At 67.4% G+C, this 24698-nt stretch carries 18 protein-coding genes and 1 pseudogene; 11 read left to right on the top strand and 8 right to left on the bottom strand.

Features of this window, described 5'->3' with window-relative positions; genetic code table 11:
* Positions 1-476: 476 nt before the first annotated feature.
* Both glgB and J2W23_RS15535 read right to left on the bottom strand, forming a co-directional pair.
* Positions 477-2651 carry a 1,4-alpha-glucan branching protein GlgB gene (glgB, locus tag J2W23_RS15540; RefSeq protein ID WP_307649364.1) on the bottom strand — a complete coding sequence of 725 codons (2175 nt, stop codon included), beginning with the start codon at positions 2649-2651 and terminating at the stop codon, positions 477-479.
* A 5-nt stretch (positions 2652-2656) separates the two neighbouring features.
* Positions 2657-4321: an alpha-amylase family glycosyl hydrolase gene (locus tag J2W23_RS15535; protein ID WP_307649363.1), complete on the bottom strand. Its 1665-nt coding sequence runs from the start codon at positions 4319-4321 to the stop codon at positions 2657-2659.
* A gap of 131 nt (positions 4322-4452) precedes the next feature.
* Here J2W23_RS15535 and J2W23_RS15530 point away from each other — a divergent pair, with 131 nt between their 5' ends.
* Genes J2W23_RS15530 through J2W23_RS15520 form a run of 3 tightly spaced genes read left to right on the top strand, consistent with a single transcriptional unit; the run spans position 4453 to position 7052 of the window.
* Positions 4453-5904 (top strand): NAD(P)-binding domain-containing protein, encoded by a 1452-nt coding sequence (locus J2W23_RS15530; protein WP_307649362.1) that lies wholly within the window; start codon positions 4453-4455, stop codon positions 5902-5904.
* A 30-nt stretch (positions 5905-5934) separates the two neighbouring features.
* A complete protein-coding gene (locus J2W23_RS15525; RefSeq protein WP_307649361.1) occupies positions 5935-6462 on the top strand; it encodes a CMD domain-containing protein in 528 nt (175 codons plus the stop codon).
* Positions 6459-7052 carry a peroxidase-related enzyme gene (locus J2W23_RS15520; protein WP_307649360.1) on the top strand — a complete coding sequence of 198 codons (594 nt, stop codon included), beginning with the start codon at positions 6459-6461 and terminating at the stop codon, positions 7050-7052. The genes J2W23_RS15525 and J2W23_RS15520 overlap by 4 nt, the downstream gene beginning before the upstream one ends.
* Here J2W23_RS15520 and J2W23_RS15515 read toward each other — a convergent pair.
* A complete protein-coding gene (locus tag J2W23_RS15515) occupies positions 7047-8123 on the bottom strand; it encodes an NAD/NADP-dependent octopine/nopaline dehydrogenase family protein (protein WP_307649359.1) in 1077 nt (358 codons plus the stop codon). The genes J2W23_RS15520 and J2W23_RS15515 overlap by 6 nt on opposite strands.
* A gap of 117 nt (positions 8124-8240) precedes the next feature.
* Entirely contained in the window at positions 8241-9212 is a 972-nt protein-coding gene (locus J2W23_RS15510) for a Bug family tripartite tricarboxylate transporter substrate binding protein (RefSeq protein WP_307649358.1), read from the bottom strand.
* Positions 9213-9360: 148 nt separating this feature from the next.
* Between J2W23_RS15510 and leuS the strand changes: the two genes are divergently transcribed.
* From leuS to J2W23_RS15480, 6 genes are all read left to right on the top strand, one after another.
* Positions 9361-11991 (top strand): leucine--tRNA ligase, encoded by a 2631-nt coding sequence (gene leuS, locus J2W23_RS15505; protein WP_307649357.1) that lies wholly within the window; start codon positions 9361-9363, stop codon positions 11989-11991.
* A gap of 11 nt (positions 11992-12002) precedes the next feature.
* Positions 12003-12524: an LPS-assembly lipoprotein LptE gene (locus J2W23_RS15500; RefSeq protein WP_176660781.1), complete on the top strand. Its 522-nt coding sequence runs from the start codon at positions 12003-12005 to the stop codon at positions 12522-12524.
* A gap of 27 nt (positions 12525-12551) precedes the next feature.
* Positions 12552-13625, top strand: a complete 1074-nt coding sequence (gene holA, locus J2W23_RS15495; protein ID WP_176660782.1) for a DNA polymerase III subunit delta — start codon at positions 12552-12554, stop codon at positions 13623-13625.
* A 68-nt stretch (positions 13626-13693) separates the two neighbouring features.
* Positions 13694-14989, top strand: a complete 1296-nt coding sequence (locus J2W23_RS15490; RefSeq protein WP_307649356.1) for a glutamate-5-semialdehyde dehydrogenase — start codon at positions 13694-13696, stop codon at positions 14987-14989.
* 110 nt (positions 14990-15099) lie between these two features.
* On the top strand, positions 15100-16416 hold the full coding sequence (gene gshA / locus J2W23_RS15485) for a glutamate--cysteine ligase (protein WP_176660784.1): 1317 nt from the start codon (positions 15100-15102) through the stop codon (positions 16414-16416).
* A gap of 177 nt (positions 16417-16593) precedes the next feature.
* Positions 16594-18462: a potassium transporter Kup gene (locus tag J2W23_RS15480; protein WP_176660785.1), complete on the top strand. Its 1869-nt coding sequence runs from the start codon at positions 16594-16596 to the stop codon at positions 18460-18462.
* A gap of 33 nt (positions 18463-18495) precedes the next feature.
* Here the strand turns inward: J2W23_RS15480 and J2W23_RS15475 are convergent, their stop codons facing one another.
* Together J2W23_RS15475 and J2W23_RS15470 are read right to left on the bottom strand one after the other, a co-directional pair.
* Positions 18496-19419: a polysaccharide deacetylase family protein gene (locus J2W23_RS15475; RefSeq protein WP_307649355.1), complete on the bottom strand. Its 924-nt coding sequence runs from the start codon at positions 19417-19419 to the stop codon at positions 18496-18498.
* A gap of 10 nt (positions 19420-19429) precedes the next feature.
* Positions 19430-19843, bottom strand: coding sequence for a nuclear transport factor 2 family protein (locus J2W23_RS15470; protein ID WP_241027139.1), 414 nt, complete (start codon positions 19841-19843; stop codon positions 19430-19432).
* Positions 19844-19949: 106 nt separating this feature from the next.
* On the opposite strand from J2W23_RS15470, the gene J2W23_RS15465 reads away from it, so the two are divergent.
* On the top strand, positions 19950-21215 hold the full coding sequence (locus tag J2W23_RS15465; protein WP_307649354.1) for a benzoate/H(+) symporter BenE family transporter: 1266 nt from the start codon (positions 19950-19952) through the stop codon (positions 21213-21215).
* On the top strand, positions 21212-22165 hold the full coding sequence (gene gshB, locus J2W23_RS15460; RefSeq protein WP_307649353.1) for a glutathione synthase: 954 nt from the start codon (positions 21212-21214) through the stop codon (positions 22163-22165). The genes J2W23_RS15465 and gshB overlap by 4 nt, the downstream gene beginning before the upstream one ends.
* Here the strand turns inward: gshB and J2W23_RS15455 are convergent.
* A pseudogene (locus J2W23_RS15455) lies at positions 22165-22380 on the bottom strand (PepSY domain-containing protein); the annotation flags it as partial. The gene gshB and the pseudogene J2W23_RS15455 sit on opposite strands and share 1 nt — an antisense overlap.
* A complete protein-coding gene (locus J2W23_RS15450) occupies positions 22380-24608 on the bottom strand; it encodes a TonB-dependent receptor (protein ID WP_373423938.1) in 2229 nt (742 codons plus the stop codon). The gene J2W23_RS15450 and the pseudogene J2W23_RS15455, both read right to left, overlap by 1 nt.
* Positions 24609-24698: the final 90 nt, after the last annotated feature.

Raw genomic sequence — 24698 nt, 5'->3', positions numbered from 1 at the left:
GCTGCGAGCCCTGATCCGCGAAACGCTGCGCTCCTCGGCGCAGCCAGAGGGGAGGGGGAGCCAAACGGGCCATTGCTTCGCTCGGCGCGAAGGGCGGACACGCTCCGCGTGTCCGCCTTGAATTGGTTGTGATGGCTGGTGGATGCCGTTGGTTGTGCCGTTCCGGGCCGAGCAAAGCGATGGCCCGCAATGTCTTGAACGCCGAGCGCAGCGATGGCGTGGCTGGTCTCCAAGCCCTTCTGTATGCGCCGAGGAGCGGAGCGTTTCGCGGATCAGGGCTCGCCCTTGTTTGAGCGAAGCGAGTTTGGGCGAGACCCCGCGAAACGTGAGCACCGCAGGTTGCCCGTAGCGAAGCGAAGGGACGCAGACAGCAGGGTCGCCTTTTCTTTGGCTACTTTCTTTTGGCGAAGCAAAAGAAAGTAGCTCGCCCGCCGGGGCGAGACCCGGCCTCCGAAAGAAAAACAACCTCAGACTCATCAAACCAACACCCACATCACAGTAGCAAGCGGCGGCACGCTGACAGAAACAGAATCCGCCTTCCCATGCCAGGCACCCGGCGAACTCTCGACGATCCCGTTCCCTACACCACTCCCCCCATACACAGCCCCATCCGTATTGATGATCTCCCGGTAAGCCCCCGCAACAGGAACCCCCAGCCGATACGCATGCCGAGGCAACGGCGTGAAGTTGCAGACGACGACAACGAACGCCCCGTCCCGCGCCCGGCGAACAAACGCAAACACCGACTGATCCGCATCGTCATGCACGATCCACTCGAACCCGCCGCCGTCGTTGTCCAGCTCATGCAACGCAGGAAAGTGCCGGTACACGTTGTTCAAATCGCGCACCAGCCGCCGCACTCCCTGGTGCGGGGCATGCTCCAGCAGGTGCCAGTCCAGGCTGCGATCCGCATTCCACTCGGCGACCTGAGCGAACTCGCCTCCCATGAACAACAACTTCTTCCCCGGATACCCCCAGAGATAGCCGTACAGGTTGCGCAGCCCCGCGAACTTCTGCCACTCGTCCCCGGGCATCCGTCCGATCATCGAGCCCTTGCCATGCACCACTTCATCGTGCGAGAGCGGCAGCACGAAGTTCTCGGTGTGCGCGTACATCAGCCCGAAGGTGATCTGCTGGTGGTGGTGCTTGCGGTAGACCGGGTCGGTGCCCGCATAGGCGAGCGTGTCGTTCATCCAGCCCATGTTCCACTTGTAGTGAAAGCCCAGCCCGCCGTTTTCCGGCGGCCGCGTCACGCCCGGAAAGCTCGTCGACTCCTCGGCCAGCGTCACCGCGCCGGGCCGCTCGATGCCCACCACACGGTTCATGCGGCGAAGGAAATCGATGGCCTCCAGGTTCTCGCGTCCGCCCTGCGCATTCGGCACCCACTCGCCGGCCTTGCGGCTGTAGTCGCGGTACAGCATCGACGCCACCGCATCCACGCGCAGGCCGTCGACGCCGTAGCGTTCCAGCCAATACAGCGCATTGCCGACCAGGTAGTTGCGCACCTCCGTGCGCGCGAAGTTGAAGATCAGCGTCTGCCAGTCGTTGTGGAAACCTTCGCGCGGATCGGCGTACTCGTACAGCGCAGTGCCGTCGAAGTTGCCCAGGCCGTGCGCATCGGTCGGAAAGTGCGCGGGCACCCAGTCAAGAATCACCCCCAGCCCGGCCGCATGTGCAGCCTCCACGAAATGGCGAAAGTCGCCGGGTGTTCCGAAGCGCGAGGTCGGCGCATAAAGCCCGATCGGCTGGTAACCCCACGAGCCGTCGAAGGGGTGCTCGCTGATCGGCAACAGCTCGATGTGCGTGAAGCCCATGTCGCGCGCGTAGGGCACGAGCGTGTCGGCCAGCTCGCGGTAGTCGAGCCACTCGTGGCCATTGTTCTTGCGGCGCCACGAGCCCAGGTGCACTTCATAAATGCTGATCGGCGCGTGGCGTTCATTGGCCTTGGCGCGGCCTTCGGGCATCTTCACCGCGGCCGGCAGCGGCGCCACCACGCAGGCGGTGTCGGGCCGCAGCCGCGAAGAGAACGCGAACGGATCGGCCTTGCGCAGCACCTCGCCCTGCGCGGAAAGAATCTCGAACGCGTAGCTGTCGCCGGTCGCCACGTGCGGCGCGAAGATTTCCCACACGCCGCATTCGCGGCGCAGCCGCATCATGTGGCGCCGGCCGTCCCAGTTGTTGAAGTCGCCGACCACCGAGACCCGTCGCGCGTTCGGCGCCCAGACCACGAAGGCCACGCCCTTCACGCCATCGATCTCGCGCAGGTGCGCACCCAGCCGCTCCCAGGGCCGCAGGTGCGTGCCCTCGGCCAGCAGCCACACGTCGGTTTCGCCGAGCACGAATGCAAAGCGGTAGGGATCTTCGAGTCGCGAGGTGTGCGAGCCCCAATCGACCTGGAACGAATAGCCCAGGCGCGCTTCCGCCGCCGGCACCAGTCCGCTGAACAGGTCGGAGCCCTCCTGCCGCGTGAGCATCGCGAGCGGCCAGCCGGTGCGCGAATGCATCACCGCCACGCTTTGGGCGCCGGGCATCAGTGCGCGCACTTCCAGCCCCTCGCGCGTTTCGTGCGGTCCGAGCACGGCAAAAGGATCGCCGTGTTCGGCGCGCATCAGCGCGCGGACTTCGGAGGCAGGCAGGGACTTCGGTGGCATAGCGGTCAGCTGTGTCCTTCTTCGTTGGCGGGTGTTCCGAAAAAGACGCCGTAGGGCGCCAGTGCCAGCATGCGCCTTTCGCCATGGCCCTGCACGCTGGCGGTCGCAGCGAGCGGATGGCCTTGCAGCGGCACCAGCGCCTCGCGCAGCGGGATCGACAAGGGCTCGCTCCCCATGTTGAAGATCGCCTGCAGCGATCGGTTGCCGTCGCGCCGCTCGAACCACAGCACGGGCTCGGGCGCATCGAAGAACACGATGCCGCCGGTGCGCAGCAGCGGCTGCGTGCGGCGCCAGTGCAGCAGCGCACGGCTGAAGGCCAGCATCGAGCCCGTGTCGTCGGCCTGGTTGTCGACGGCCAGCGGCAGGTGCGCGCCGTACACGGGCAGCCACGGCGTGCCGGTGGTGAAGCCGCCGTGCGGCGCATCTGCTTGCCACGGAATCGGCGTGCGGCAGCCGTCGCGGCCCTTGAACTCGGGCCAGAAGGTGCGGCCGTAGGGGTCTTGCAACAGCTCGAAGGGCACCTCGGCTTCGGGCAGGCCGAGCTCCTCGCCCTGGTAGATGCTGGCGCTGCCGCGCAACGCGAGCAGCAAGGTGAGCCAGAGCCGGTCGCGCCGCGTGTCGGGCGCCTTGCCGTCGCTCCAGCGCGTGGAGACGCGCGGCACGTCGTGGTTCGACACCGCCCAGCAGCCCCAGCCGCCGGTGGGCGCCAGCGCCTGGTCGAGTGCCTCCACCTGGTGGCGCAGGTGCCTGGCGCTGTGGTCCGCGGTCAGCAGGCTGAAGCTGTAGGCCAGGTGCAGGCGCTTGCCGAGTTCGGTGTACTGCGCCATGACGGGCGGCGCGTTCTCGTCGCCGACCTCGCCCAGCGCGACCGCGCCATAGCCGTCGAGCAACTGGCGCAGGCGTTCGAGGAACACCAGGTTCTCCTGCTGGCTCTTGTCGTACAGGTGCTGCTGCATCGCATAGGGGTTGTCGGCGCGCACCGTGCTGACCTCGTCGATCGACGCGAGCGAAGCCGGAGGGTTGTCGCGCAGCAGGGCGTCGTGGAACTGGTGGTTGCAGGCGTCGAAGCGGAAGCCGTCCACGCCGCGCTCGCACCAGAAGCGCACCTCGCCGAGCAGCGCGTCCTGCACTTCGGTGCAGTGGAAATTGAGGTCCGGCTGTTCGGTGAGAAAGCTGTGCAGGTAGTACTGCCTGCGGCGCGAATCCCACTGCCAGGCCGAGCCGCCGAAGACCGAGAGCCAGTTGGTGGGCGGCGTGCCGTCGGGCCTGGGGTCGGCCCAGACATACCAGTCGGCCTTGGGGTTGTCGCGCGAGCTGCGGCTTTCGGCGAACCAGGCGTGCTGGTCGGAGGTGTGCGAGAGCACCTGGTCGATGATGAGCTTGAGCCCCAGCGCATGCATGCGCGCGAGCATCGCGTCGAAGTCGGCGAGCGTGCCGAAGAGCGGATCGACCGCGCGGTAGTCGGACACGTCGTAGCCGAAGTCCTTCATCGGCGAGCGGAAGAAGGGCGAGACCCAGACCGCATCGACTCCGAGGCTGGCCACATGGTCGAGCCGGGCCGTGATGCCGGGCAGGTCGCCGATGCCATCGCCATTGCTGTCCATGAAGCTGCGCGGGTAGATCTGGTAGATCACCGCGCCGCGCCACCATTCGCTGTTGCTGCTGCCCATGCCTGCCCCTGTGGTCTGAAATCATTGTGGCATGCGAAATCCGGGCCAGTCATACGCGTTTGCCGGCGACCGGGCGCGATTCGACAGGCGGAGAAGCTTTCTACACTGGGCGCTGTTTCCGGCTTGCTTAAATGACATCAGATTCCGTTTCATCCCTCGCCGCGCTCGAGGCGCGGCTCGCCCAGGACCTCGACTACCTCGGCTTCCCCGGCCGCCAATGGATGCCCGTGCGGCAGAAGGAGGGCGAGGCGATGCTCGACGTGGCCGTCATCGGCGGCGGGCAGGCGGGGCTCGCGGCCTCGGTGGCGCTCGCGCAGCAGGGCATCCGCGCCGTGGTCTTCGACCGGTCCCCTGCGGGCAAGGAAGGCCCCTGGGCCACCACCGCGCGCATGGAGACGCTGCGCTCGCCCAAGGAACTCACCGGCCCCGCGCTGGGCCTGCCGTCGCTCACCTTCCGTGCCTGGTTCGAAGCGCAGTTCGGGCGCGAAGCATGGGCGGCGATGGACAAGATCCCGCGCCTGCAGTGGATGGACTACCTCTGCTGGTACCGCCGCGTGATGAACGTGGACGTGCGCAACGACACCGTGGTCACCGGCATCCACCCGCTGCCCGATGGCACGGCAGTGCGGCTCGACCTGCGCACGCCGGCCGGTGCCCACAGCGTGCTGGCGCGCCGCGTCGTGCTGGCCACGGGCCGCGACGGTCTAGGCGGCCCGGCGGTTCCGGCGTTCGTGAATGCGCTGCCGCGTTCGCAGTGGGCGCATTCGTCCGACGACATGGACTACGGGCAGCTCGCGGGCCTGCGCGTCGGCGTGGTCGGCGCGGGCTCGTCGGCGATGGACAGCGCGGCCACCGCGCTGGAGGCGGGCGCGCACAGCGTCGAACTTTTGATCCGCCGCCCCGACCTGCCGCGCGTCAACAAGGGCAAGGGCGCCGGCGTGCCGGGCCTCACGCAGGGGCACTTCGACCTGTCGGACGAACGCAAGTGGCGCATCCGCCACTACATCAACGTCGCGAACGTGCCGCCACCGCACGGCAGCACGCTGCGGGTGTCGGCTTTTCCGAATGCGTTCTTCAACTTCGGCTGCCCGATCCTGTCGGTCGCGCCCGAGGGCGATGCGATGCGTGTGACGACCCCCAAGGGCGATTTCGAATTCGACTTCCTGATCGTCTCGACCGGCTTCAAGGTCGATTGGCCGAACCGCCCCGAATTCGACGGCATCGCCTCCCACATCCGGACGTGGGGAGACCGCTTCGTGCCCCCGCCCGGCGACGAAGACCAGGAGCTGGCCGATTCGCCCGACCTCGGGCCGGTCTTCGAATTCCAGGAGCGTGTGGCGGGCGAATGTCCGGGGCTCGAACGCATCCATTGCTTCTGCTACCCGGCTGCCCTGTCGCATGGCACGGTGTCGGGCGACATTCCCGCGATCAGCGACGGTGCCAAGCGCCTCGCGAGCGGCATCGCGAGCCTGTTCTATCGCGAGGATTTCGACCATCACTTCGCGAACCTCGAGGCCTACAGCGAGCCCGAGCTGTTCGGCGACGAGTGGGTGCCCGCGCCGCCGCCCGGTGAACGCACCTGAACGAACCCCTTTTCCTCTTCAAGGACCCGCATGACGAATCCGTCCATCGTGCTGCCGGCCATCGACGTGGTCGATGACACGGTGCCCCTTTCTCCGAACCAAGCGACCTGGGCGCTGCGCCGGCAGCGCGACAAGGTCGTGGCCGCCACCCAGAGCAGCCATGACGCGATGTTCTCGCACGCGGTCGAGGGGCTGTCCCGCACCGAGCGCCTGCTGGTCGCGCTGCATGCCTGCCGCGTCTCGAAGGCGCCGAACCTCGCCGCGCACTACCGCGAGGAACTGGCGGCCGAGAACGCCGACGCCGCGGTGGCCGATGCGGTGGAGCGCGGCGACATCGCCTCGCTCGCCGATGCGCGGCTGCGCGCGATGCTGGCCTTCGCGGGCAAGCTCATCGAGCGCCCGATCGAAGGGGACCGCGCTGCCATCGAGGCGCTGGCGGCGCACGGGTTGTCGACGCCCGCGCTCGTGGCGTTGAGCCAGCTGATCGCTTTTCTCTCCTACCAGATCCGTGTCGTCGCGGGCCTCAAGGCGCTGGCTGCAGCGGAGGTTTCGGCATGACGGCTCCGATCCGCATCCAGGGCTTCACCAACGAGGTGCTCAAGTGGAAACCGTGGCTGGACACGGTGAATGTCGACACCGCCACGCCGGCCCAGTTGGCGGCGCTGGACGAGATGAGCCCGCAGGCGCGCACCTCGCCCTACTTCCTGGTGCTCGCGCACCAGCCCGAGATATTGCTGCAGCGCTCCATCGCCTTCAACGCGATCATGTTCGCGCCGGGCGGCATGCCGCGCGCCGAGCGCGAACTGGGCGCCACGGTGGAATCGCGCGTCAACGGCTGTGTGTACTGCGCGTCGGTGCATGCGCAGCGTTTCGAGCAACTGGCCAAGCGCAACGACGTGATCGCGCAGGTGTTCGAGGAGCCGGCTTCGGCGGGCACCTCGCCGCGCGAGAAAGCCATCGTCGCGTTCTCGATCAAGCTCGGCGCCGAGCCGGACAAGGTCTCGGCCGAGGATGTCCGGGCGTTGAAAGAGGTCGGGCTCGGGGAACTGGAAATCCTCGACCTGGTTCATTCGGTGGCCCTGTTCGCCTGGGCCAACCGGCTGATGCTCAACCTGGGCGAGCCGGTCTTTCCCGCGGACGGGTCATAGGCGCGCGAGCAGGCCTTCGACGGTTTCGTTGCTGAGGCCCAGCGGCGCCAGCAGGTCGTTCTGCGCGCGGAAGTCGATGCCGTTGACCAGCGAGGCCGCGTCCACGATGGTCCGCGTCGCAGGCGTGGGCACACCGGCGATCTGCCCCAGCGCCTCCACGAAGGCCAGGCCGTAGGGCATGTCCTCGGTCACGTAGCGGGTGTCGGTGCGCACCGGCCCCGGTGGGCCGCCGCGCTTGGCGTGCAGTTCGGCCGCGATGTCTTCGAGCCGCGCCGACGCGGTGCCGAAGGAGCGCGCGAAGTGTTCCTCGATGGGGCCGAGCGCGATGCCGAAGGCCTGCGCCACGGCGCGCCGCTCCAGGTCCAGCGCCTCGATCGCGCGCGACACGCCGGGCGTCATGCAGTGGTACTGCGGCCAGTTCTCGGCGCGCTCGATGCGGGTCCAGTTGAAGACCGCGAGCGGGCCGTGGGACTGCGGGTTGACGTTGGCCAGGGCGCTGGCGAGCACGCTGTCCTGCGGGAAGAAGCCGTCTCCGAACAGCGCGGTGCAGAGGGCGACGGCCTTCGCGACGTTCGCGCCGGGAAGCGCCGAGACGCCGACCGCCTTGCGCCGCGTCATCACCTTGACCTGGGTGCCCGATTCGCGGCGCGCGGTCAGCACGGTCGTGCCGAAGCTCGCGACCGTCACCTGCTTGCCGGCGCGTCGAGCGCTCTCATGAAGATAGAGCGACGACAGCGAGGCCATCGAGCTGACGATCACTGTCTGCCCGTCGCGCAGGAAGGGCAGCAGCGCATCCATCACGCGCCTGTGGCCGTTGACCGGGAGCGCGAGCAGCAGCACGTCCGCCGAGTGGCAGAGCTGCGCGGCATCGTCGGCGACCCCGACCGTCACGCGGCAGGGCTGCACGCCGCCGGCTTCCAGCGGCTGCGTGCGCAAGGCCTCGGCGCCCTGGCCACCCGGCGACCAGAGGGTGACGCCGTGGCCCGCCTGGCGCAGCCATGCGGCGCTGGCCAGCGCGATGGCGCCGGTGCCCGCGATGCCGACGCGGCGCAGCCCATCGGCCGCTGTCACTGTGCCGACTCCGTCGGTGAACACCGTGGAACCGGCTTTGCCGGGCCACTGGTGTTGCCCCCGGTGAGGGGGTTGGCGAAGCGACACGAAGTGCGCGAAGACTGGGGGAGAGCCAAGCTAGTCAACCTTGATACCGCCTTGCTTGATCACCTTGGCCCAGCGTTGGCTGTCCTCTGTCACCACCTTGCCGAGCGCCGCCGCATTGCCGCAGGTGTTGACCGCGCCCAGCTGGGCGAAGCGCTGCTTGGTCTCCGGCAGGTTGCACACCTCGACCAGCGCGGCGGAGAGCTTGTCGATGCCCCCGGCCGGCATGCGCGCGGGCGCCATCACGCCGACCCACACCGGCACCTCCATGCCCGCGAGGCCCGTGGCTTCGCCGACGGTGGGCGCCGTGCCCATGCTGGGCAGTGCCGCACGCGAGAAGGTGCCGAGCACGCGCGCCTTGCCGCTCGCGACCATGGGCTCGATCGAGGCGACGCTGGTAACGATCGTCGCCACCTGACCGCCCAGCAGGTCGGTCAGCGCCGGCGCTGCGCCGCGGTAGGGCACGTGCAGCAGGCTCACGCCGCTCGCCTGCGCCAGCAGCGCGCCCGTGAGGTGCGACACCGTGCCGTTGCCGGTCGAGGCGTAGGTGACCTGGCCGGGCCGCGCCTTGGCGTCGCGCAGCACGTCGGCGATGGTCTTGTAGGGGCTCTCGGCGCGCACGGACAGTGTCATCGGCGTGTCGGCGACCAGGGCCACGGGCACCAGTTCGTGCACCGGGTCGTAGGGGAGCTTGGCCTGCAGGTGCGGCGCGATGGTGACGGCGCCGCCGGTGGCCAGCAGCACGGTGGCCCCGTCGGTCGCCTTGGCCACCGCATCGGCGGCGACGATGCCGCCGGCACCGGCCTTGTTGTCGATGATCACCGGGGTGCCGAGCTTGTCGGTGAGCTTGGCGCCCAGGTAGCGGGCGATCACGTCCTGCGCGCCGCCGGGGGCGAAGGGGACGACGATGCGCAGGGGCTTGTCGTTGGCCTGCTGCGCCCACGAGGGCAGGGTGGCGAGACAGGCGGCGAGGCCCAGGGCCAGGGGTTTCCAGAGCAGTTTCATGGCGTTCAGGCAGTACGAAAGCAGACGTTACCCAGGCAACATGCAGGTTGCGTGCCCCAAGTCTAGGGTCTGCCGCGCGGAGGGCATCGCCCGGGCGCGATAATCCGTCCTCCCCGGCCAGCCCGCGCCGGGCTCTTGCCGAACCGCCATGAACCCCAGCTACAAACCCAGCGACGTCGAGTCCGCTGCCCAGGCGCAATGGAGCGCCGCCGATGCCTACCGCGTCACCGAGGACGCGAGCCGCAAGAAGTACTACGCCTGCTCGATGCTGCCGTACCCCAGCGGCAAGCTGCACATGGGCCACGTGCGCAACTACACGATCAACGACATGCTCACGCGCTACCTGCGCATGAGCGGCTACAACGTGCTGATGCCCATGGGCTGGGACGCCTTCGGCCTGCCGGCCGAGAACGCTGCGCTCAAGAACGGCGTGCCGCCGGCCAAGTGGACCTACGAGAACATCGACTACATGCGCGGCCAGCTCCAGGCCATGGGCCTGGCGATCGACTGGAGCCGCGAGATCGCCACCTGCGATCCGAGCTACTACAAGTGGAACCAGTGGCTGTTCCTGAAGATGCTCGAGAAGGGCATTGCCTACCGCAAGACCCAGGTCGTGAACTGGGACCCGGTCGACCAGACCGTGCTGGCCAACGAGCAGGTGATCGACGGCAAGGGCTGGCGCACCGGCGCCACGGTCGAGCGCCGCGAGATCCCGGGCTACTACCTGAAGATCAGCGACTACGCCGAGGAACTGCTCGAGCACACCCAGCACAAGCTGCCGGGCTGGCCCGAGCGGGTGAAGCTGATGCAGGAGAACTGGATCGGCAAGAGCGAGGGCGTGCGCTTCGCCTTCACCCATGACATCCAGGACGCCAGCGGCAAGCTGATCCAGGACGGCCGCATGTACGTGTTCACCACGCGCGCCGACACGATCATGGGCGTGACCTTCTGCGCCGTGGCGCCCGAGCATCCGCTGGCCGCGCAAGCCGCCACGCTCGACCCCAAGGTCGCGGCCTTCATCGAGGAGTGCAAGAGCGGCGGCACCACCGAGGCCGAACTCGCCACGCAGGAGAAAAAGGGCGTGCCCACGGGCCTCACGGTGAAGCACCCGATCACCGAGGAGCAGGTGCCGGTGTGGGTCGGCAACTACGTGCTCATCGGCTACGGCGACGGCGCCGTGATGGGCGTGCCCGCGCACGACGAGCGTGACTTCGCCTTCGCCAACAAGTACGGCATCGAGATCATCCAGGTGGTGCTGGTCGATGACGAGCCGCACTTCGACTATCACAAGTGGCAGGACTGGTACGCCGACAAGCAGCGCGGCGTGACCATCAACTCCGACAACTTCAGCGGCATGTCGTACAAGGAGGCCGTGGCCGCCGTGGCGCATGCACTGGGCCAGAAGGGCCTGGGCGAGTTGCAGACCACCTGGCGCCTGCGCGACTGGGGCGTGAGCCGCCAGCGCTACTGGGGCACGCCGATCCCGATCATCCATTGCGAAGAACACGGCGCGGTGCCGGTCCCCGAGAAGGACCTGCCCGTGGTGCTGCCGACCGACTGCGTGCCCGACGGCTCGGGCAACCCGCTGAACAAGCACGAAGGCTTCCATGCCGGCGTGGTGTGCCCGGTGTGCGGCAAGCCCGCGCGGCGCGAGACCGACACCATGGACACCTTCGTCGATTCGTCGTGGTACTTCATGCGCTACTGCGATCCGAAGAACGACCAGGCCATGGTCGCCGAGGGCGCGGACTACTGGATGCCGATGGACCAGTACATCGGCGGCATCGAGCACGCGATTCTTCACCTGCTGTACGCGCGCTTCTGGACCAAGGTGATGCGCGACCTGGGCCTCGTGAAGGCCGACGAGCCTTTCGCCAAGCTGCTCACGCAGGGCATGGTGCTCAACCACATCTTCTACAGGCGCAACGAGAAGGGCGGCAAGGACTACTTCCCGCCGCTCGAAGTCACGGCGGTGCTCGACGCGCAGGGCCGCATCACCGGCGGCACGCTGGCCGACGGCACGAAGGTCGAGTACGGCGGCGTCGGCAAGATGGGCAAGAGCGAGCGCAACGGCGTCGATCCGCAAGACCTCATCGAGAAGTACGGTGCCGACACCGCGCGCCTGTACACCATGTTCACCGCGCCGCCCGAAGCCACGCTCGAGTGGAACGACGCGGCTGTCGAAGGCAGCTACCGGTTCCTGCGCCGGGTGTGGAACTTCGGCGTGGCGCAGGCGGACGTGGCGCCGGCCAAGGCGGGCGCACAGACCTTCGGCAAGGCCGCCCAGGCGCTGCGCCGCGAGGTGCACACGGTGCTGCGCCAGGTCGACTACGACTACCAGCGCATGCAATACAACACGGTGGTGTCGGGCGCGATGAAGCTGCTGAACGCGCTCGAAGGCTTCAAGCCCGACGGCAGCGCGGGCGATGCGGCCGCGGTGCGCGAGGGCCTGGGCATCCTGCTGCGCTGCCTGTACCCCGCGACCCCGCACATCGCCCAGCAGCTCTGGACAGAGCTCGGCTACGACAAGGACCTGGGCGGCCTGCTCGACGCAGCCTGGCCGACGGTCGACGTCGAGGCGCTGGTGCAGGACGAGATCGAACTCATGCTGCAGGTCAACGGCAAGCTGCGCGGCAAGCTGCTGGTGCCGGCTGGCGCCTCCAAGGACGAGATCGAGAAGCTCGCGCTCGCCTGCGACGATTTCGTCGCCTTCGCCGAGGGCGCGCCGCCCAAGCGCGTGATCGTGGTTCCCGGCCGTCTGGTCAACGTGGTCCTTTGAACGATAGAAGCATGAACAAACGCAATGCCTCGTTGCCGCGCCGCGGCTTTCTCCTCGGTTTGACGGCCGTGGGCGCCAGCGTGGGCCTGGCCGGCTGCGGCTTCGAGCTGCGCAAGGCGCCGGTCTTCGCGTTCAAGACGCTGTCGGTGGAGGGCAATTCCGCGCTGATCAACCAGATCCGGCGCGACCTGCGCGCGGCCGGCACGGTGACGCTGGTGCCCAAGGAAGACGCCAAGACCGCCGATGCGGTGCTGGTGGTGCTGGGCGAAGACCGCGACCGTTTCGTGATCTCGACCAATTCGGCCGGCGCGCTGCGCGAGCTGCAACTGCGCCTGCGCGTGCGCTTCAGCCTGAAGACGCCCGGCGGCAAGGAACTGCTCTCGGCTTCGGAGGTGTCGCAGACGCGGGACCTGAGCTTCAATGAAACCAACGCGCTCGCCAAGGAAGGCGAAGCCGAACTGCTGTTCCGCGACATGCAGAGCGACATCGCACAGCAGCTGATGCGCCGCCTCGCCGCCGTCAAGGAACTCTAGGCGCCCGCGCCGCAGCGATTTCTTTTCATGCAACTTGCCAGCGCCCAACTCGGGGGCCACCTGCAGAAGGGGCTCAAGCCGCTCTACACGATCCATGGCGACGAGCCGCTGCTCGCACAGGAGGCAGCCGACGCCATCCGCGCCGCCGCGCGCGAGCAGGGCTACACCGAGCGCAGTTCGTACACCGTGGCCGGCGCGCACTTCGACTGGAGCGCGGTGCTGGCGGCGGGGGGCTCGCTCTCGCTCTTTGCCGACAAGCAGATCGTCGAGATCCGCATCCCCTCGGGCAAGCCCGGCAAGGACGGCAGCACGGCGTTGCAGCAACTGGCCGAGTCCGCGCCGGGCAACGACAGCACGCTCACGCTGGTGATGCTGCCGCGTCTGGACAAGGCCACGCGCACCGGCGCCTGGTTCTCGGCGCTGGAGAACAACGGCGTGAGCATCCAGGTCGATCCGATCGAGCGCAATGTGTTGCCGCAGTGGATCGCGCAGCGCCTCGGGCAGCAGGGCCAGCGCGTGATGCCGGGCGACGAAGGCCAGCGCACGCTGCAGTTCTTTGCCGACCGGGTCGAAGGCAACCTGCTCGCGGCGCACCAGGAAATCCAGAAGCTCGCGCTGCTGCATCCGGCGGGTGAACTGAGCTGGGAGCAGGTCGAAGGCGCGGTCAACAACGTGGCGCGCTACGACGTGTTCAAGCTTTCCGAAGCGGTGCTCGCGGGCAATCCGCAGCGCGTGGCGCGCATGCTCGACGGCCTGCAGGCCGAGGGCGAGGCCGAGGTGCTGGTGCACTACACGATCGCCGAGGACATCCGCGCGTTGAAGCGCGTGAAAGATGCCATGGCCGCCGGCCGTCCGCTGCCGATGGCGCTGCGCGAGAATCGCATCTGGGGTCCGCGCGAGCGCGCCTTCGAGCGCGTGCTGCCGCGGCTGGACGACCGCATGCTGGCGCGCCTGCTGCGCGCGGCCCACCTGGTGGACGGCATCTGCAAGGGCCTCAAGCAACCCGATTGGCCCGCCAGCGGCTGGCAGGCCCTGCAACGGCTGGCGCTGATGCTGTGCCGTGCGTGCAGCAGTGCGCCGGCGGCAGCGCGCCGCGCCTGATTGGATGGCTCCAGGCACCAAAAGGCCCGTGTAAGCCGGGTCACAGGTCTGCGTGGGAAAATGCCGACATGAATGCGTTCAACGTCAGCGAGCACATGCAGGCCCTCGGGCTGCAGGCAAAGACCGCTGCTTTCCTCATGGCCCGTGCGGATGCAGCTACTAAAAACATAGCATTGAAGGCGCTCGCCCGGCGCCTGCGCGAAGCCGGCCCGGCGCTGGCGGTCGCCAATCAGAAAGACCTGGAACGCGCCACGGCCGCCGGCCTCTCGGCCCCGATGGTCGACCGGCTCAAGCTCACCCCGAAAGTCATCGAGACCGTGGCCCTGGGTTGCGAACAGCTCGCCGGCATGGCCGACGTGATCGGCGAGATCATCGGCATGAAGCAGCAGCCCAGCGGCATCCGCGTGGGCCAGATGCGGGTGCCGATCGGCGTGTTCGGCATGATCTACGAGAGCCGCCCCAACGTGACCATCGAGGCCGCGAGCCTGGCGATCAAGAGCGGCAACGCGGCCATCCTGCGCGGCGGCTCGGAAGCGATCGAATCGAACAAGGCGCTGGCGCTGCTGGTGTCCGAGGCGCTGGCCGAAGCGGGCCTGCCGGTCGAGGCGGTGCAGTTGGTGCAGACCACCGACCGCGAGGCCGTGGGCCAGCTCATCGCTATGCCCGAGTTCGTGGACGTGATCATTCCGCGCGGCGGCAAGGGCCTGATCGAGCGCATCAGCCGCGACGCCAAGGTGCCGGTCATCAAGCACCTGGACGGCAACTGCCACGTCTACGTGGACGACACGGCAGAGTTCGCCATGGCGCTGCGCATCGTGGACAACGCCAAGACCCAGAAGTACAGCCCCTGCAATGCCGCCGAAGGCCTGCTGGTGTCGGAGGTGGTCGCGGAAGACTTCCTGCCCCAGATCGCCGCCATCTTCGCGGCCAAGGGCGTGGAAATGCGTTGCGACCCGGCCGCCGCCCGCATCCTGCGTTCGGACGAGGCGGCGCTCGATCCGGCTGCCAAGGTGATCGATGCGCTCGAATCCGACTGGTCCGAGGAATACCTCGCCGCCGTGATCAGCATCAAGGTCGTGGCCGGCGTCGATGAGGCCATTGCGCACATCAACCGCTATTCGAGCCACCACACCGACGCCATCGTCACGCGCGACCACGTGCACGCGCAGCGATTTCTTCGCGAGGTCGATTCGGCCAGTGTCATGGTCAATGCGAGCACCCGCTTCGCGGACGGTTTCGAGTTCGGCCTGGGCGCCGAAATCGGCATCAGCACCGACAAGTTCCACGCCCGTGGGCCGGTTGGCATCGAAGGGCTGACCTCGCTCAAGTACGTGGTGCTCGGGCAGGGCGAAGTGCGCACGTGATGAATGCCGAAGCTGCCTGCGCGGGGTTGCCGGTCTTGTCATTGGGGCGGACATCCCCAATTCCTACTGTTCCGCTCCACCTCTAAGTAAAAATCGAAGAAGGCCGCCGCATGGTTCCGCATCTCGTCACCGCCCTGACCGGCCCGATCAACGAACTGGAACAGCGGGTGCTCGACTCGATGCCCGCCATCGAGCGCTGGTTCCGCCTCGAATGGATGGAGCACACGCCGCCGTTCTACAGCTCCGTCGATATCCGCAATGCGGGCTTCAAGCTCGCGCCGGTCGACACCAATCTCTTTCCGGGTGGCTGGAACAACCTCACCAAGGAAATGCTGCCGCTGGCGGTGCAGGCCGCGCAGGCGGCTATCGAGAAGATCTGTCCGGAAGCGCGCAATCTGCTCGTCATTCCGGAAAACCACTCCAAAAACACCTTTTATCTTGCCAACATCGCGCAACTCGTGCGCATCTTCCACATGGCGGGGCTGAATGTGCGGGTTGGCTCGGTCGATCCGGCCATCAAGTCGCCCAAGAAGGTCGAACTGCCCAACGGCGAGACCGTGACCCTCGAGCCGGTGGTGCGCAGCAAGCGACGGCTGGGGCTGAAGAACTTCGATCCCTGCACAATTTTGCTCAACAACGAGCTTTCTGCAGGAACGCCGGGCATCCTCGAGGATTTGCACGAGCAATACCTGCTGCCACCATTGCACGCAGGCTGGTCGGTGCGCCGCAAGAGCAACCACCTGCACAGCTATGAAGAGCTGTCCAAGCGCCTGGGCAAGCTGCTGGGCATCGACCCCTGGCTCATCAACCCGATCTACGCGCGCGCCGAAGGCGTCGACATCGCCGAGGGCCGCGGCATCGATGTGCTGACCAGCCATGTCGACGCGGTGCTCACCAAGGTGCGCCGCAAGTACAAGGAATACGGCATCAACGAAAAGCCGTTCGTGGTCGTCAAGGGCGGCCACAGCGGCAGCGGCAGCCCGGGCGTGGTGACGGTGCGCGATGCCAAGGAAGTCGAGGCGCTGATCGGCAAGTCGCGCACCAGCACCTCCTCGGCGGCCAAGACTTCCGCCGGGCGCGACCTGCGCGAACCCACCGAACTGATCGTCCAGGAGGGCGTGCTGACCAACGAGCGCGTGCACAACGGCGTGGCCGAGCCGGTCGTCTACATGATGGACCGCTACGTGGTCGGCGGCTTCTACCGGGTGCACGCCGAGCAGGCGGCCGACGAGAACCTGAAGCTCCCGGGCGCGAGCTTCGTGCCGCTGGCTTTCTCGGAAAGCACGCACATGCCCCAGCCTGGTGCCAAGCCCGGAGCGAGCGCGCCGAACCGTTTCTATATGTATGGCGTGGTCGGCCGCCTGGCCATGGTCGCGGCCAGCTACGAGATGGAAGCGACCGACCCGGACGCCGAAATCTACGAATGATTGCCGCCGCCGGGTTGCGGCGTCAGCGGGCAACGGCAAAATAGCGGCCCCACAGCAACGGAATCAAAAGGGCGGGAGGGGTGACGCGTGGTGGAACCCGAGTGTTCTGCCGCCACGACACCCCCGCGTGTCTGACGCGTCGATCCATCACGGCCAGCCCTTTTCCTCATCGACTTCGTGTCAGCTCCCAAAACAATCTCTGCCGGCCTGATCGTCGGCGCCATCGGCGTCGTCTATGGCGACATCGGCACCAGCGTGCTGTATGCCGTCAAGGAAGTGTTCGGCCACGGCCATGTGCCGTTCACCGTCCAGAACGTCTACGGCATCCTGTCGATGTTCTTCTGGACCCTCACCGTCATCGTCTCGATCAAGTACGTGGTGCTGGTGCTGCGCGCCGACAACGAAGGCGAGGGCGGCCTCGTCGCCATGCTCGCGCTGGCGTCCCGCGCGGTGGCCGACAGGCCGCGCCTTCGCCATGTGCTTCTGGTCATCGGCATCTTCGGCACCTCGCTTTTCTATGGCGACGGCGTCATCACGCCGGCCATCTCGGTGCTGTCGGCGGTCGAGGGCCTGGAGGTGGTGTCGCCGCACTTCAAGCACTACGTGATCCCGATCACCCTGGTCGTGCTGTTCTGCCTCTTCGCCGTGCAAAAGCGCGGCACCGCGGGCATCGGCAAGTTCTTCGGCCCGATCACGCTGGCGTGGTTCGCGGCCATCGCGGTGCTGGGCGTGTGGCAGATCCTGCACCACCCCGAAATCGTGAAGGCGCTCAACCCCTGGTACGCGCTGAAGTTCATCTGGGACAACCCGGGCACCAGCTTCATCCTGCTGGGCGCGATGGTGCTGTGCGTGACCGGCGCCGAAGCGCTGTATGCCGACCTGGGGCATTTCGGCAAGAAGCCGATCCGCATCGCTTGGTTCTCGGTCGTCATGCCGGCACTCACGCTCAACTACCTCGGCCAGGGCGCGCTGCTGCTGGAGAACCCCGAGGCGGTGAAGAACCCCTTCTTCATGATGGCGCCCGAGTGGGCGCTGATTCCGCTGGTGCTGCTGGCGACGCTGTCGACGGTGATCGCCTCGCAGGCGCTCATCACCGGCGCGTTCAGCGTGACGCGCCAGGTGATCCAGCTGGGCTACCTGCCGCGCCTGAACATCGAGCACACCAGCGTGCGCACTGCGGGGCAGATCTACATTCCGCTGGTCAACTGGGGCCTGTTCGTGGCCATCGTGCTGGCGGTGGTGATGTTCCGCACCTCGAGCAGCCTGGCCGCGGCCTACGGCATCGCGGTGACCACCGACATGCTGATCACCACGATCCTGACCTTCTTCGTGATCCGCTATGCGTGGAAGCTGCCGCTGGCACTGTGCATCGCATCGACCGCGGTCTTCTTCGTGGTCGACTTCCTGTTCTTCGCCTCAAACCTGCTCAAGCTGTTCGAGGGCGGCTGGTTCCCGCTGTTGATCGGCGGCTTCGTGTTCACGCTGATGATCACCTGGAAGGAAGGCCGTCGCCTGATGGGCGAGGCACAGCACGCGGATGCGATCGACCTCAAGTCTTTTCTTGATTCCGTGTTCGTGAGCCCGCCGGCGCGGGTGGACGGCACGGCCGTGTTCCTCACCGCCGAGCCGGGCGTCGTGCCCAACGCGCTCTTGCACAACTTGAAGCACAACAAGGTGCTGCACGAGCAGAACATGTTCGTCACCGTGCGCAACCACGAGGTGCCCTGGATCCCGATGGACAAGCGCATCGAGATCGAGGCGCTGGGCCATCACTGCTGGCAGGTCATCGTGCACTACGGCTTCAAGAACGACATCGACCTGCCGCGCGCGCTGGAGCATGCGCGCCTGCGCGGCTGCCAGCTGGAGCCGATGGCGACGAGCTACTTCCTCTCGCGCGACGTAGTGATCCCCACGCTGGGCAGCGGCATGGCGCCCTGGCGCGAGAAGCTGTTCGCGCAGATGCACCACAACGCGAGCGGGGCGGCGGCGTTCCTGGGGCTGCCGAACAACGCGGTGGTGGAGCTGGGGTCGAAGATCGAGATCTGAAGCGGATGAAGGAGCGATGGCTCCTTCATTCACTCAATCGAAGTCTCCGGCCCGCTCCGCCGCAAGCTGCGTCATGTGCGCCGCGATCGCCCCGGGCGTCGTGAACCAGATCTCCCCCCGGTCCCGCGCACGTGCCAAGTGCGCGAGCGCCGTGCGCAGGTGCCGCAGCCGGTACGGCTGGCCCACGATGTACGGATGCAGCGCCAGCCCCATCACCAACGGTTGCGCACGCGACTGCTCCCGCATCTCCTCGAAGTTGTCGACCACCATCGCGCTGAAATCCTTTGCGTCCATCAGGCGGCCCACGATCATCGGGATGTCGTTGAGCTCCTGCGGATACGGCACCGACCAGATCGAGCCGTCATTGCGTGTGCGCATGCGCACCGGCTGGTCGTCGTGGCACCAGTTGAGCGTGTAGCCGTAGCCGGTTTCGCCCAACAGGTCGGGCGTGACGGCACTCTCCGAGATCCACGGCGACAGCCAGCCTGCGGGCGCCTTTCCGCTTTCGCGCAGCATGCGTTCGCGGCAGCGCAAGAGCAAGGCGCGCTCGTGTTCTTCGTCGAACGCACCCTGGCGTTCCGCATTGCTGTGGCCGTGCCCGATCAGTTCGTCGCCGCGCGCCACGCAAGCCTCGACCAGCTCCGGGCAGTGGTCGTAGAGCGCGGTGTTGATGAGCGCGCCGGTCGGCAGCGCCAGCGCATCGAACAGTTCGAGACAGCGCCACGCGCCCACGCGGTTGCCGTACTCGCGCCAACCATGGTTCAGCACATCGGGCTGCGGCGAGGCCGGGCCGATGCAGGCGCCCAGGCCGTCGCCGAAGGCGAAGTGCTCGATGTTGAAACCGAGGTACACCGCCAGCCGCGCGCCGTTCGGCCAAGCGTAGTCGGGGCGCCGCGTGATCGGCCGGTAGTCGAAGCGATCGTGCGAGGGCAGCAGGTCGGGCCAGCGTGTCGTCATGCGCCTCGCCTCACAGCACCGCGAGGCCGGCGCGCACCAGCAGCCACTCGGCGCTGTCGTTCCACACGTCCATCTGCACGATGAGGCCGTGGCTCACCACATAGCGGTCGACGTACCGGTTGCCTTCGAAGGCTGTGCCGTCGGGCCAGGCGCCGTAGAGCGTGCCCAGGCTGTAGACCACGGTCGCTTCGGGCGTGCCGCCGGCCACCGTTTCGGTGCGCTCGATCTTCTTCTTGACCCAGGCGTAGCGCTTGGCATTGAAGGCCGAGGTGTCGCCGGGCGCGTGCATCGCGCGGTTGCCGGTGAAGCGGATGCGGATGTCGGGCGCGGTGAAGCGCGAGGCCGATTGCGGGTCGGGGATCATCACGAGCCGGAGGAATTCGTCGACGACCGCGGCGGGGTCGAGTGGGGCTGAAGTGTTCATGGGGGTCTCCATCGTTGGGCCACGGCGGTGCGTGGCCCGAAATCTCCGCAATTCCTGTGCCGAACGGGCCCCAACGGGGCGCTTGGGCTCCCGGCACAATCGCCCGATGTCATTTTTCAAGGACCTGAGCCTTTCGGCTTTCACCGCGGGTTTCGTCGCCGTGCTCGTGGGTTTCACGAGTTCCGTGGCCATCGTGTTCCAGGCCGCGCAGGCTTTCGGCGCCACGCCCGAAATGGCAGCCTCGTGGATGTGGGCGCTGGGCATCGGCATGGGGCTGGCCTCGGTGCTGCCGTCGCTCTGGTGGAAGAAGCCGGTGATGATTGCCTGGAGCACGCCGGGCGCCGCGGTGCTGGCGGTCGCGGGCGTGGGCTACAGCATGGGCGAGGCGGTGGGCGCCTTCATCGTCTGCGCGGTGCTGATCGTGCTGGCCGGTGCCACCGGCTGGTTCGAGCGCGTGATGAACAAAATTCCGATGGCCATCGCCTCGGCGCTGCTGGCCGGCGTGCTGGCGCGCTTCGGCATTTCGGCTTTCGTCGCGGCGCAGACCGCCCTGCCGCTGGTGCTGCTGATGCTCGTCACCTATCTCATCGCCAAGCGGATGCTGCCGCGCTACGCGGTGCCGCTCACGCTGCTCGTGGCCATCGTCTTCGTGGCGGCGCGCGGCGAGCTGGCGTGGTCGTCGGTGCATTTTTCGCTCACCTGGCCGGTGTTCACGATGCCGGTCTTCAGCTGGCAGGCCGTCGTGAGCCTGGCGCTGCCGCTCTTCGTCGTGACGATGGCTTCGCAGAACCTCCCCGGCGTGGCGGCGATCCGCGCGAGCGGCTACAGCGACCTGCCGGTGAGCAAGCTCATCACCATCAGCGGCATCGCGACGCTGGTGCTCGCGCCCTTCGGCGCCTTCGCGCTGAACCTGAGCGCCATCACGGCCGCCATGTGCATGGGCCGCGAAGCCCATGAAGACCCGGCGCGGCGCTACACCGCGACCGTGAGCTGCGGCGCGATCTACGTGGTGATCGGGCTCTTCGGCGCGGCGGTCACGGGGCTGCTCACTGCATTTCCGAAGGAGCTGGTCGCGGCCATCGCGGGCCTTGCCCTGCTGGGCACCATCGGCGGCGGGCTCGCGGCCGCGGTGCGCGACGAATCGCACCGCGAGGCGGCGCTGATCACCTTCCTGGTCACGCTCTCGGGCGTCACGCTGGCGGGCATCGGCTCGGCCTTCTGGGGCGTGGTGGCCGGGGCGGTGGCGTTGGCCGTGCAGCAGGTGGGGTGGAAGCAAAAAGCCCCTGTCGGCAAGGAGATGGCCGCTTCCGGCAACATCGCCCCAGAAACCAACGTGGCCGCCGCATCCGGCGCCGGAAAGAACGTCTCGTGAAAAACATCCTCTTCGTCGCCGACCCGCTCGATCACTTCAAGATCTACAAGGACACCACCTTCTCGATGATGCGCGAGGCCCAGCGGCGCGGCCATCGCATCGCGGCGTGCCTGCCGCAGGACATCCAGTGGAAGTCGGGCGGGCTGGTCACCGCGACGGTGCAGCAGATCACGCTGACGGGCGACGCCAAGGATTGGTACACGGTCGACATCACCGAATCGAAGGCGCTCAAGGACTTCGACGCGGTGCTGATGCGCAAGGACCCGCCCTTCGACGCCGAGTACATCTATTCGACGCACCTCTTGCAGCAGGCCGAGCGCGAGGGCGCGCAGGTGGTCAATTCGCCGCGCGCGCTGCGCGATCACCCCGAGAAGCTCGCGATCATGGAGTTTCCGCAGTTCGTGACGCCCACGCTGGTTACCCGCAGCGCGCAGGCCGTGCGCGACTTCCATGCGGAGCACGGCGACATCATCCTCAAGCCGCTCGACGGCATGGGCGGCATGGGCATCTTCCGCGTGAAGCAGGACGCGCTGAACCTGGGTTCCATCGTCGAGACGCTCAACAAGGACGGCACCGAGACGATCATGGTGCAGCGCTTCGTGCCCGAGGTCGTGCAGGGCGACAAGCGCATCCTGATCATCGCGGGCGAGCCGGCGCCCTTCGTGCTGGCGCGCATTCCGCAGGGCACCGAGGTGCGCGGCAACCTGGCGGCGGGCGGCAAGGGCGTGGCGCAGCCGCTGACCGCGCGCAACCGCGAGATCGCCGAGGCGATCGGCAAGGTGCTCGCGCCGCGCGGGCTGCTGTTGATCGGGCTCGACGTGATCGGCGACTCGGTCACCGAGATCAACGTGACCAGCCCGACCTGCTTTCAGGAAATCACCGAACAGACCGGCTTCGACGTGCCGAAGATGTTCATCGACGCGCTGGAGAAAACCCTGCGTCCTGCCTGAACCCGTGCGCGCGGGTCGTGTGCCTCGACCGCGGCGGCCAGCTCGAACGGGTCCTTGAAGGGACCGCGGCTTGGCGTGTCGTGGAGCTTGCGGTTGAGCCAGCCGTCGATCTCGTGGTCCCACGAGATGACGGCACCGGTCAGGCCCGAGACGCTGAGGAACAGCGCGACCGCCAGGCCCGCCCAACGGTGGATGGCGGTCGCGAAGGCGCCCATCAGAAGTCGATGGTGCCGCTCACCGCGAAGGTGCGCGGTGCGCCCATCACCAGGTAGTTGGAGCCCTGCGTGCCGCCCACCGAAGCCCAGTACGACTTGTTGAAAAGGTTGTCGATGCGCGCGCGCAGCGTGAGCGCACGGCCGTTGCCCAGGTCCACCAGGTAGCGCGCGCCGAGGTCGAAGCGGGTCCAGCCCGGGATCTGCTGGGTGTTGGTGGCGTTGGCGTACTGCTTGGAGGTGTACAGCAGGCGCGCATTCAGCGACAGGTTGCGCACACCCGGCACATCCCACTCGGCGCCGAGGTTGGCCTGCTGCTTGGCCACGCCGATGGCGGTGAGGCCGTCGGTGGCGCCGCCTTGGGTGTTCTTCTGCTTGGCATCGAGCAGCGTCAGGCCGCCGAGGATGCGCAGGCCCTTCATGGGCTCGCCGAACACCGAGAACTCGAGGCCCTGGTTGCGCTGCTTGCCGTACAGGCCGTAGACCTGGCCCGCGGACTGGTCCGCGTATTGGTAGACGGGCTGGTCGATCGTGAAGAACGCCGCGCTCGCGCCCAGCGAGCCCCCGTCGTACTTGATGCCGATTTCCTTCTGCTTGGCCTGGTAGGGCGCGAAGACTTCGCCGCCATTGGCGACCGGGCGATTGTTCGCCGTGGCGGGGGCCACCTTGCCCTGGACGAGGGCTTCGATGTAGTTGGCATAGGCCGACACGGTCGGCGTGATCTTGAACACGACACCCGCCACCGGCGTGGTCTTGCTCTTGTCGTAGGCGCTGGTTTCCTTGAGCGTGTTGTAGGCGAAGCTGGTCTGCTTGATGGTCTGGCGGCGCGCGCCGAGCGTGACCAGCAGGCGGTCTTCCATGAAGGACATGGTGTCGGCGACAGCGACGCTCGAGGTGTCGATCTTGTCGGTCAGGCGCGGGTCTTCCAGCCGGTTGCCCACGAAGCCGCCGGTGCCGTTGGCGACAGGATAGGGCGAAAAGAAGGGCGCATAGATGTTGTTGCGCACGCTGCCCGAAGAGATCGCGTAGGCGTTGTCGCGGTCGTTGCTGTAAGTGGTGGCCGAGGCCACCACGGTGTGCTTCACGGGCCCGGTGGTGAAGTTGCCGCGCACGCCGATCTCGGCGGTGCCGATGCGGTCCTTGCGGGTGTTGCTGAAGCGCGTGTTGCTTGTGTTGCCAAACGAATTGACGAGGGCCGGGTTCGACAGCACGTTGTCTTCGTCGCTGCGACGCACGCCGCCGGCGGCCCAGGCCGTGATGTTGTCGGTGATGTCGACTTCGCCGCGGAAGGTGGCGAACTTGTCCTTTTCCTTCGAATAGGTCCAGGACTGGGCGAAGTTGGACTTGGCGTCGGGCACGCGCGGGATCGGCAGGCTCGAGGAGGGCGTGAGGCTCGGGCGGCCGTCCTTCAGGTCGTAGTCCTGGTAGCCGAAGTCGGCCGACAGGCGCACGTTGCGGCTGTGCCAGTCGAGGCCGACGCCGAAGGCGCTCAGCTGCTGGCTCTCTTTGAACACGCCCGTGCCGCCTTCGCGGCGCACGGCGTTCACGCGAACGCCCAGGCTGTCGTCGGGGCCGAAGCGGCGTGCCAGGTCGAGGTTCACGAAGCCCTGGCCGCCGCTCTGCACGCCGAAGCCGACGCGGGTGAGCGGCTCGTTGGGCGCGCGCTTGGGCAGCAGGTTGATCGCGCCGCCGATGCCGCTGCCGCCGGGCGCGGCACCGTTCAGGAAAGAGTTGGCACCGCGGAACACTTCCACGCGCTCGAAGAATTCGGAGGCGATGTACTGGCGCGGCAGCATGCCGTAGAGACCGTTGTACGCCACGTCGTCGGAGTACACGGGGAAGCCGCGCACCACGTAGAGCTCCTGGAAGTTGCCGAAGCCGCGCGCCTGGCGCACCGACGGATCGTTGAGCAGCACGTCGGCGACGCTCTTGGCCTGCTGGTCCTGGATCAGTTCGTTGGTGTAGTTGGTGCTCGAGAACGGCGTGCTCATCATGTCCTGGTTGCCCAGGATGCCGACCCGCCCGCCGCGTGCCACCTGGCCGCCGGCGTAGGGCTTGGTCAGGCCTTCGGCGGAGGCGTCGGCGCTGGCCTCGACGTTGACGGTGGCCAGCGTGCCGCTCGATGCGGCGGGCTCTGCAGCCGGGGTCTGCGCCATGGCGCCTAGAGCGTGGAGGGCAAGGAGCGAGGCCGCCACGGTCGGGCGAAGGCGAAGGGAGAAGGCTGCGGGCATGAACGGTCCGATGGGGTGCAAATGAGAACCGTTATTATTCTCCCGAGAATGCCCGCCATCGATACTTTCTTGCGCTGTTGCAAAAAAGTG

It is taken from the genome of Variovorax boronicumulans (assembly GCF_030812215.1).
In the GTDB taxonomy this organism is placed as follows: domain Bacteria; phylum Pseudomonadota; class Gammaproteobacteria; order Burkholderiales; family Burkholderiaceae_C; genus Variovorax; species Variovorax boronicumulans_C.
This window is presented reverse-complemented; position numbering and strand designations above follow the sequence as displayed.

Bases quoted from the DNA above. Each gene is read 5' to 3' on its own strand.
- glgB (WP_307649364.1), bottom strand. From the start codon at position 2,651: ATGCCACCGAAGTCCCTGCCTGCCTCCGAAGTCCGCGCGCTGATGCGC.
- J2W23_RS15535 (WP_307649363.1), bottom strand. From the start codon at position 4,321: ATGGGCAGCAGCAACAGCGAATGGTGGCGCGGCGCGGTGATCTACCAG.
- J2W23_RS15530 (WP_307649362.1), top strand. From the start codon at position 4,453: ATGACATCAGATTCCGTTTCATCCCTCGCCGCGCTCGAGGCGCGGCTC.
- J2W23_RS15525 (WP_307649361.1), top strand. From the start codon at position 5,935: ATGACGAATCCGTCCATCGTGCTGCCGGCCATCGACGTGGTCGATGAC.
- J2W23_RS15520 (WP_307649360.1), top strand. From the start codon at position 6,459: ATGACGGCTCCGATCCGCATCCAGGGCTTCACCAACGAGGTGCTCAAG.
- J2W23_RS15510 (WP_307649358.1), bottom strand. From the start codon at position 9,212: ATGAAACTGCTCTGGAAACCCCTGGCCCTGGGCCTCGCCGCCTGTCTC.
- leuS (WP_307649357.1), top strand. From the start codon at position 9,361: ATGAACCCCAGCTACAAACCCAGCGACGTCGAGTCCGCTGCCCAGGCG.
- J2W23_RS15500 (WP_176660781.1), top strand. From the start codon at position 12,003: ATGAACAAACGCAATGCCTCGTTGCCGCGCCGCGGCTTTCTCCTCGGT.
- holA (WP_176660782.1), top strand. From the start codon at position 12,552: ATGCAACTTGCCAGCGCCCAACTCGGGGGCCACCTGCAGAAGGGGCTC.
- J2W23_RS15490 (WP_307649356.1), top strand. From the start codon at position 13,694: ATGAATGCGTTCAACGTCAGCGAGCACATGCAGGCCCTCGGGCTGCAG.
- gshA (WP_176660784.1), top strand. From the start codon at position 15,100: ATGGTTCCGCATCTCGTCACCGCCCTGACCGGCCCGATCAACGAACTG.
- J2W23_RS15475 (WP_307649355.1), bottom strand. From the start codon at position 19,419: ATGACGACACGCTGGCCCGACCTGCTGCCCTCGCACGATCGCTTCGAC.
- J2W23_RS15470 (WP_241027139.1), bottom strand. From the start codon at position 19,843: ATGAACACTTCAGCCCCACTCGACCCCGCCGCGGTCGTCGACGAATTC.
- J2W23_RS15465 (WP_307649354.1), top strand. From the start codon at position 19,950: ATGTCATTTTTCAAGGACCTGAGCCTTTCGGCTTTCACCGCGGGTTTC.
- J2W23_RS15450 (WP_373423938.1), bottom strand. From the start codon at position 24,608: ATGCCCGCAGCCTTCTCCCTTCGCCTTCGCCCGACCGTGGCGGCCTCG.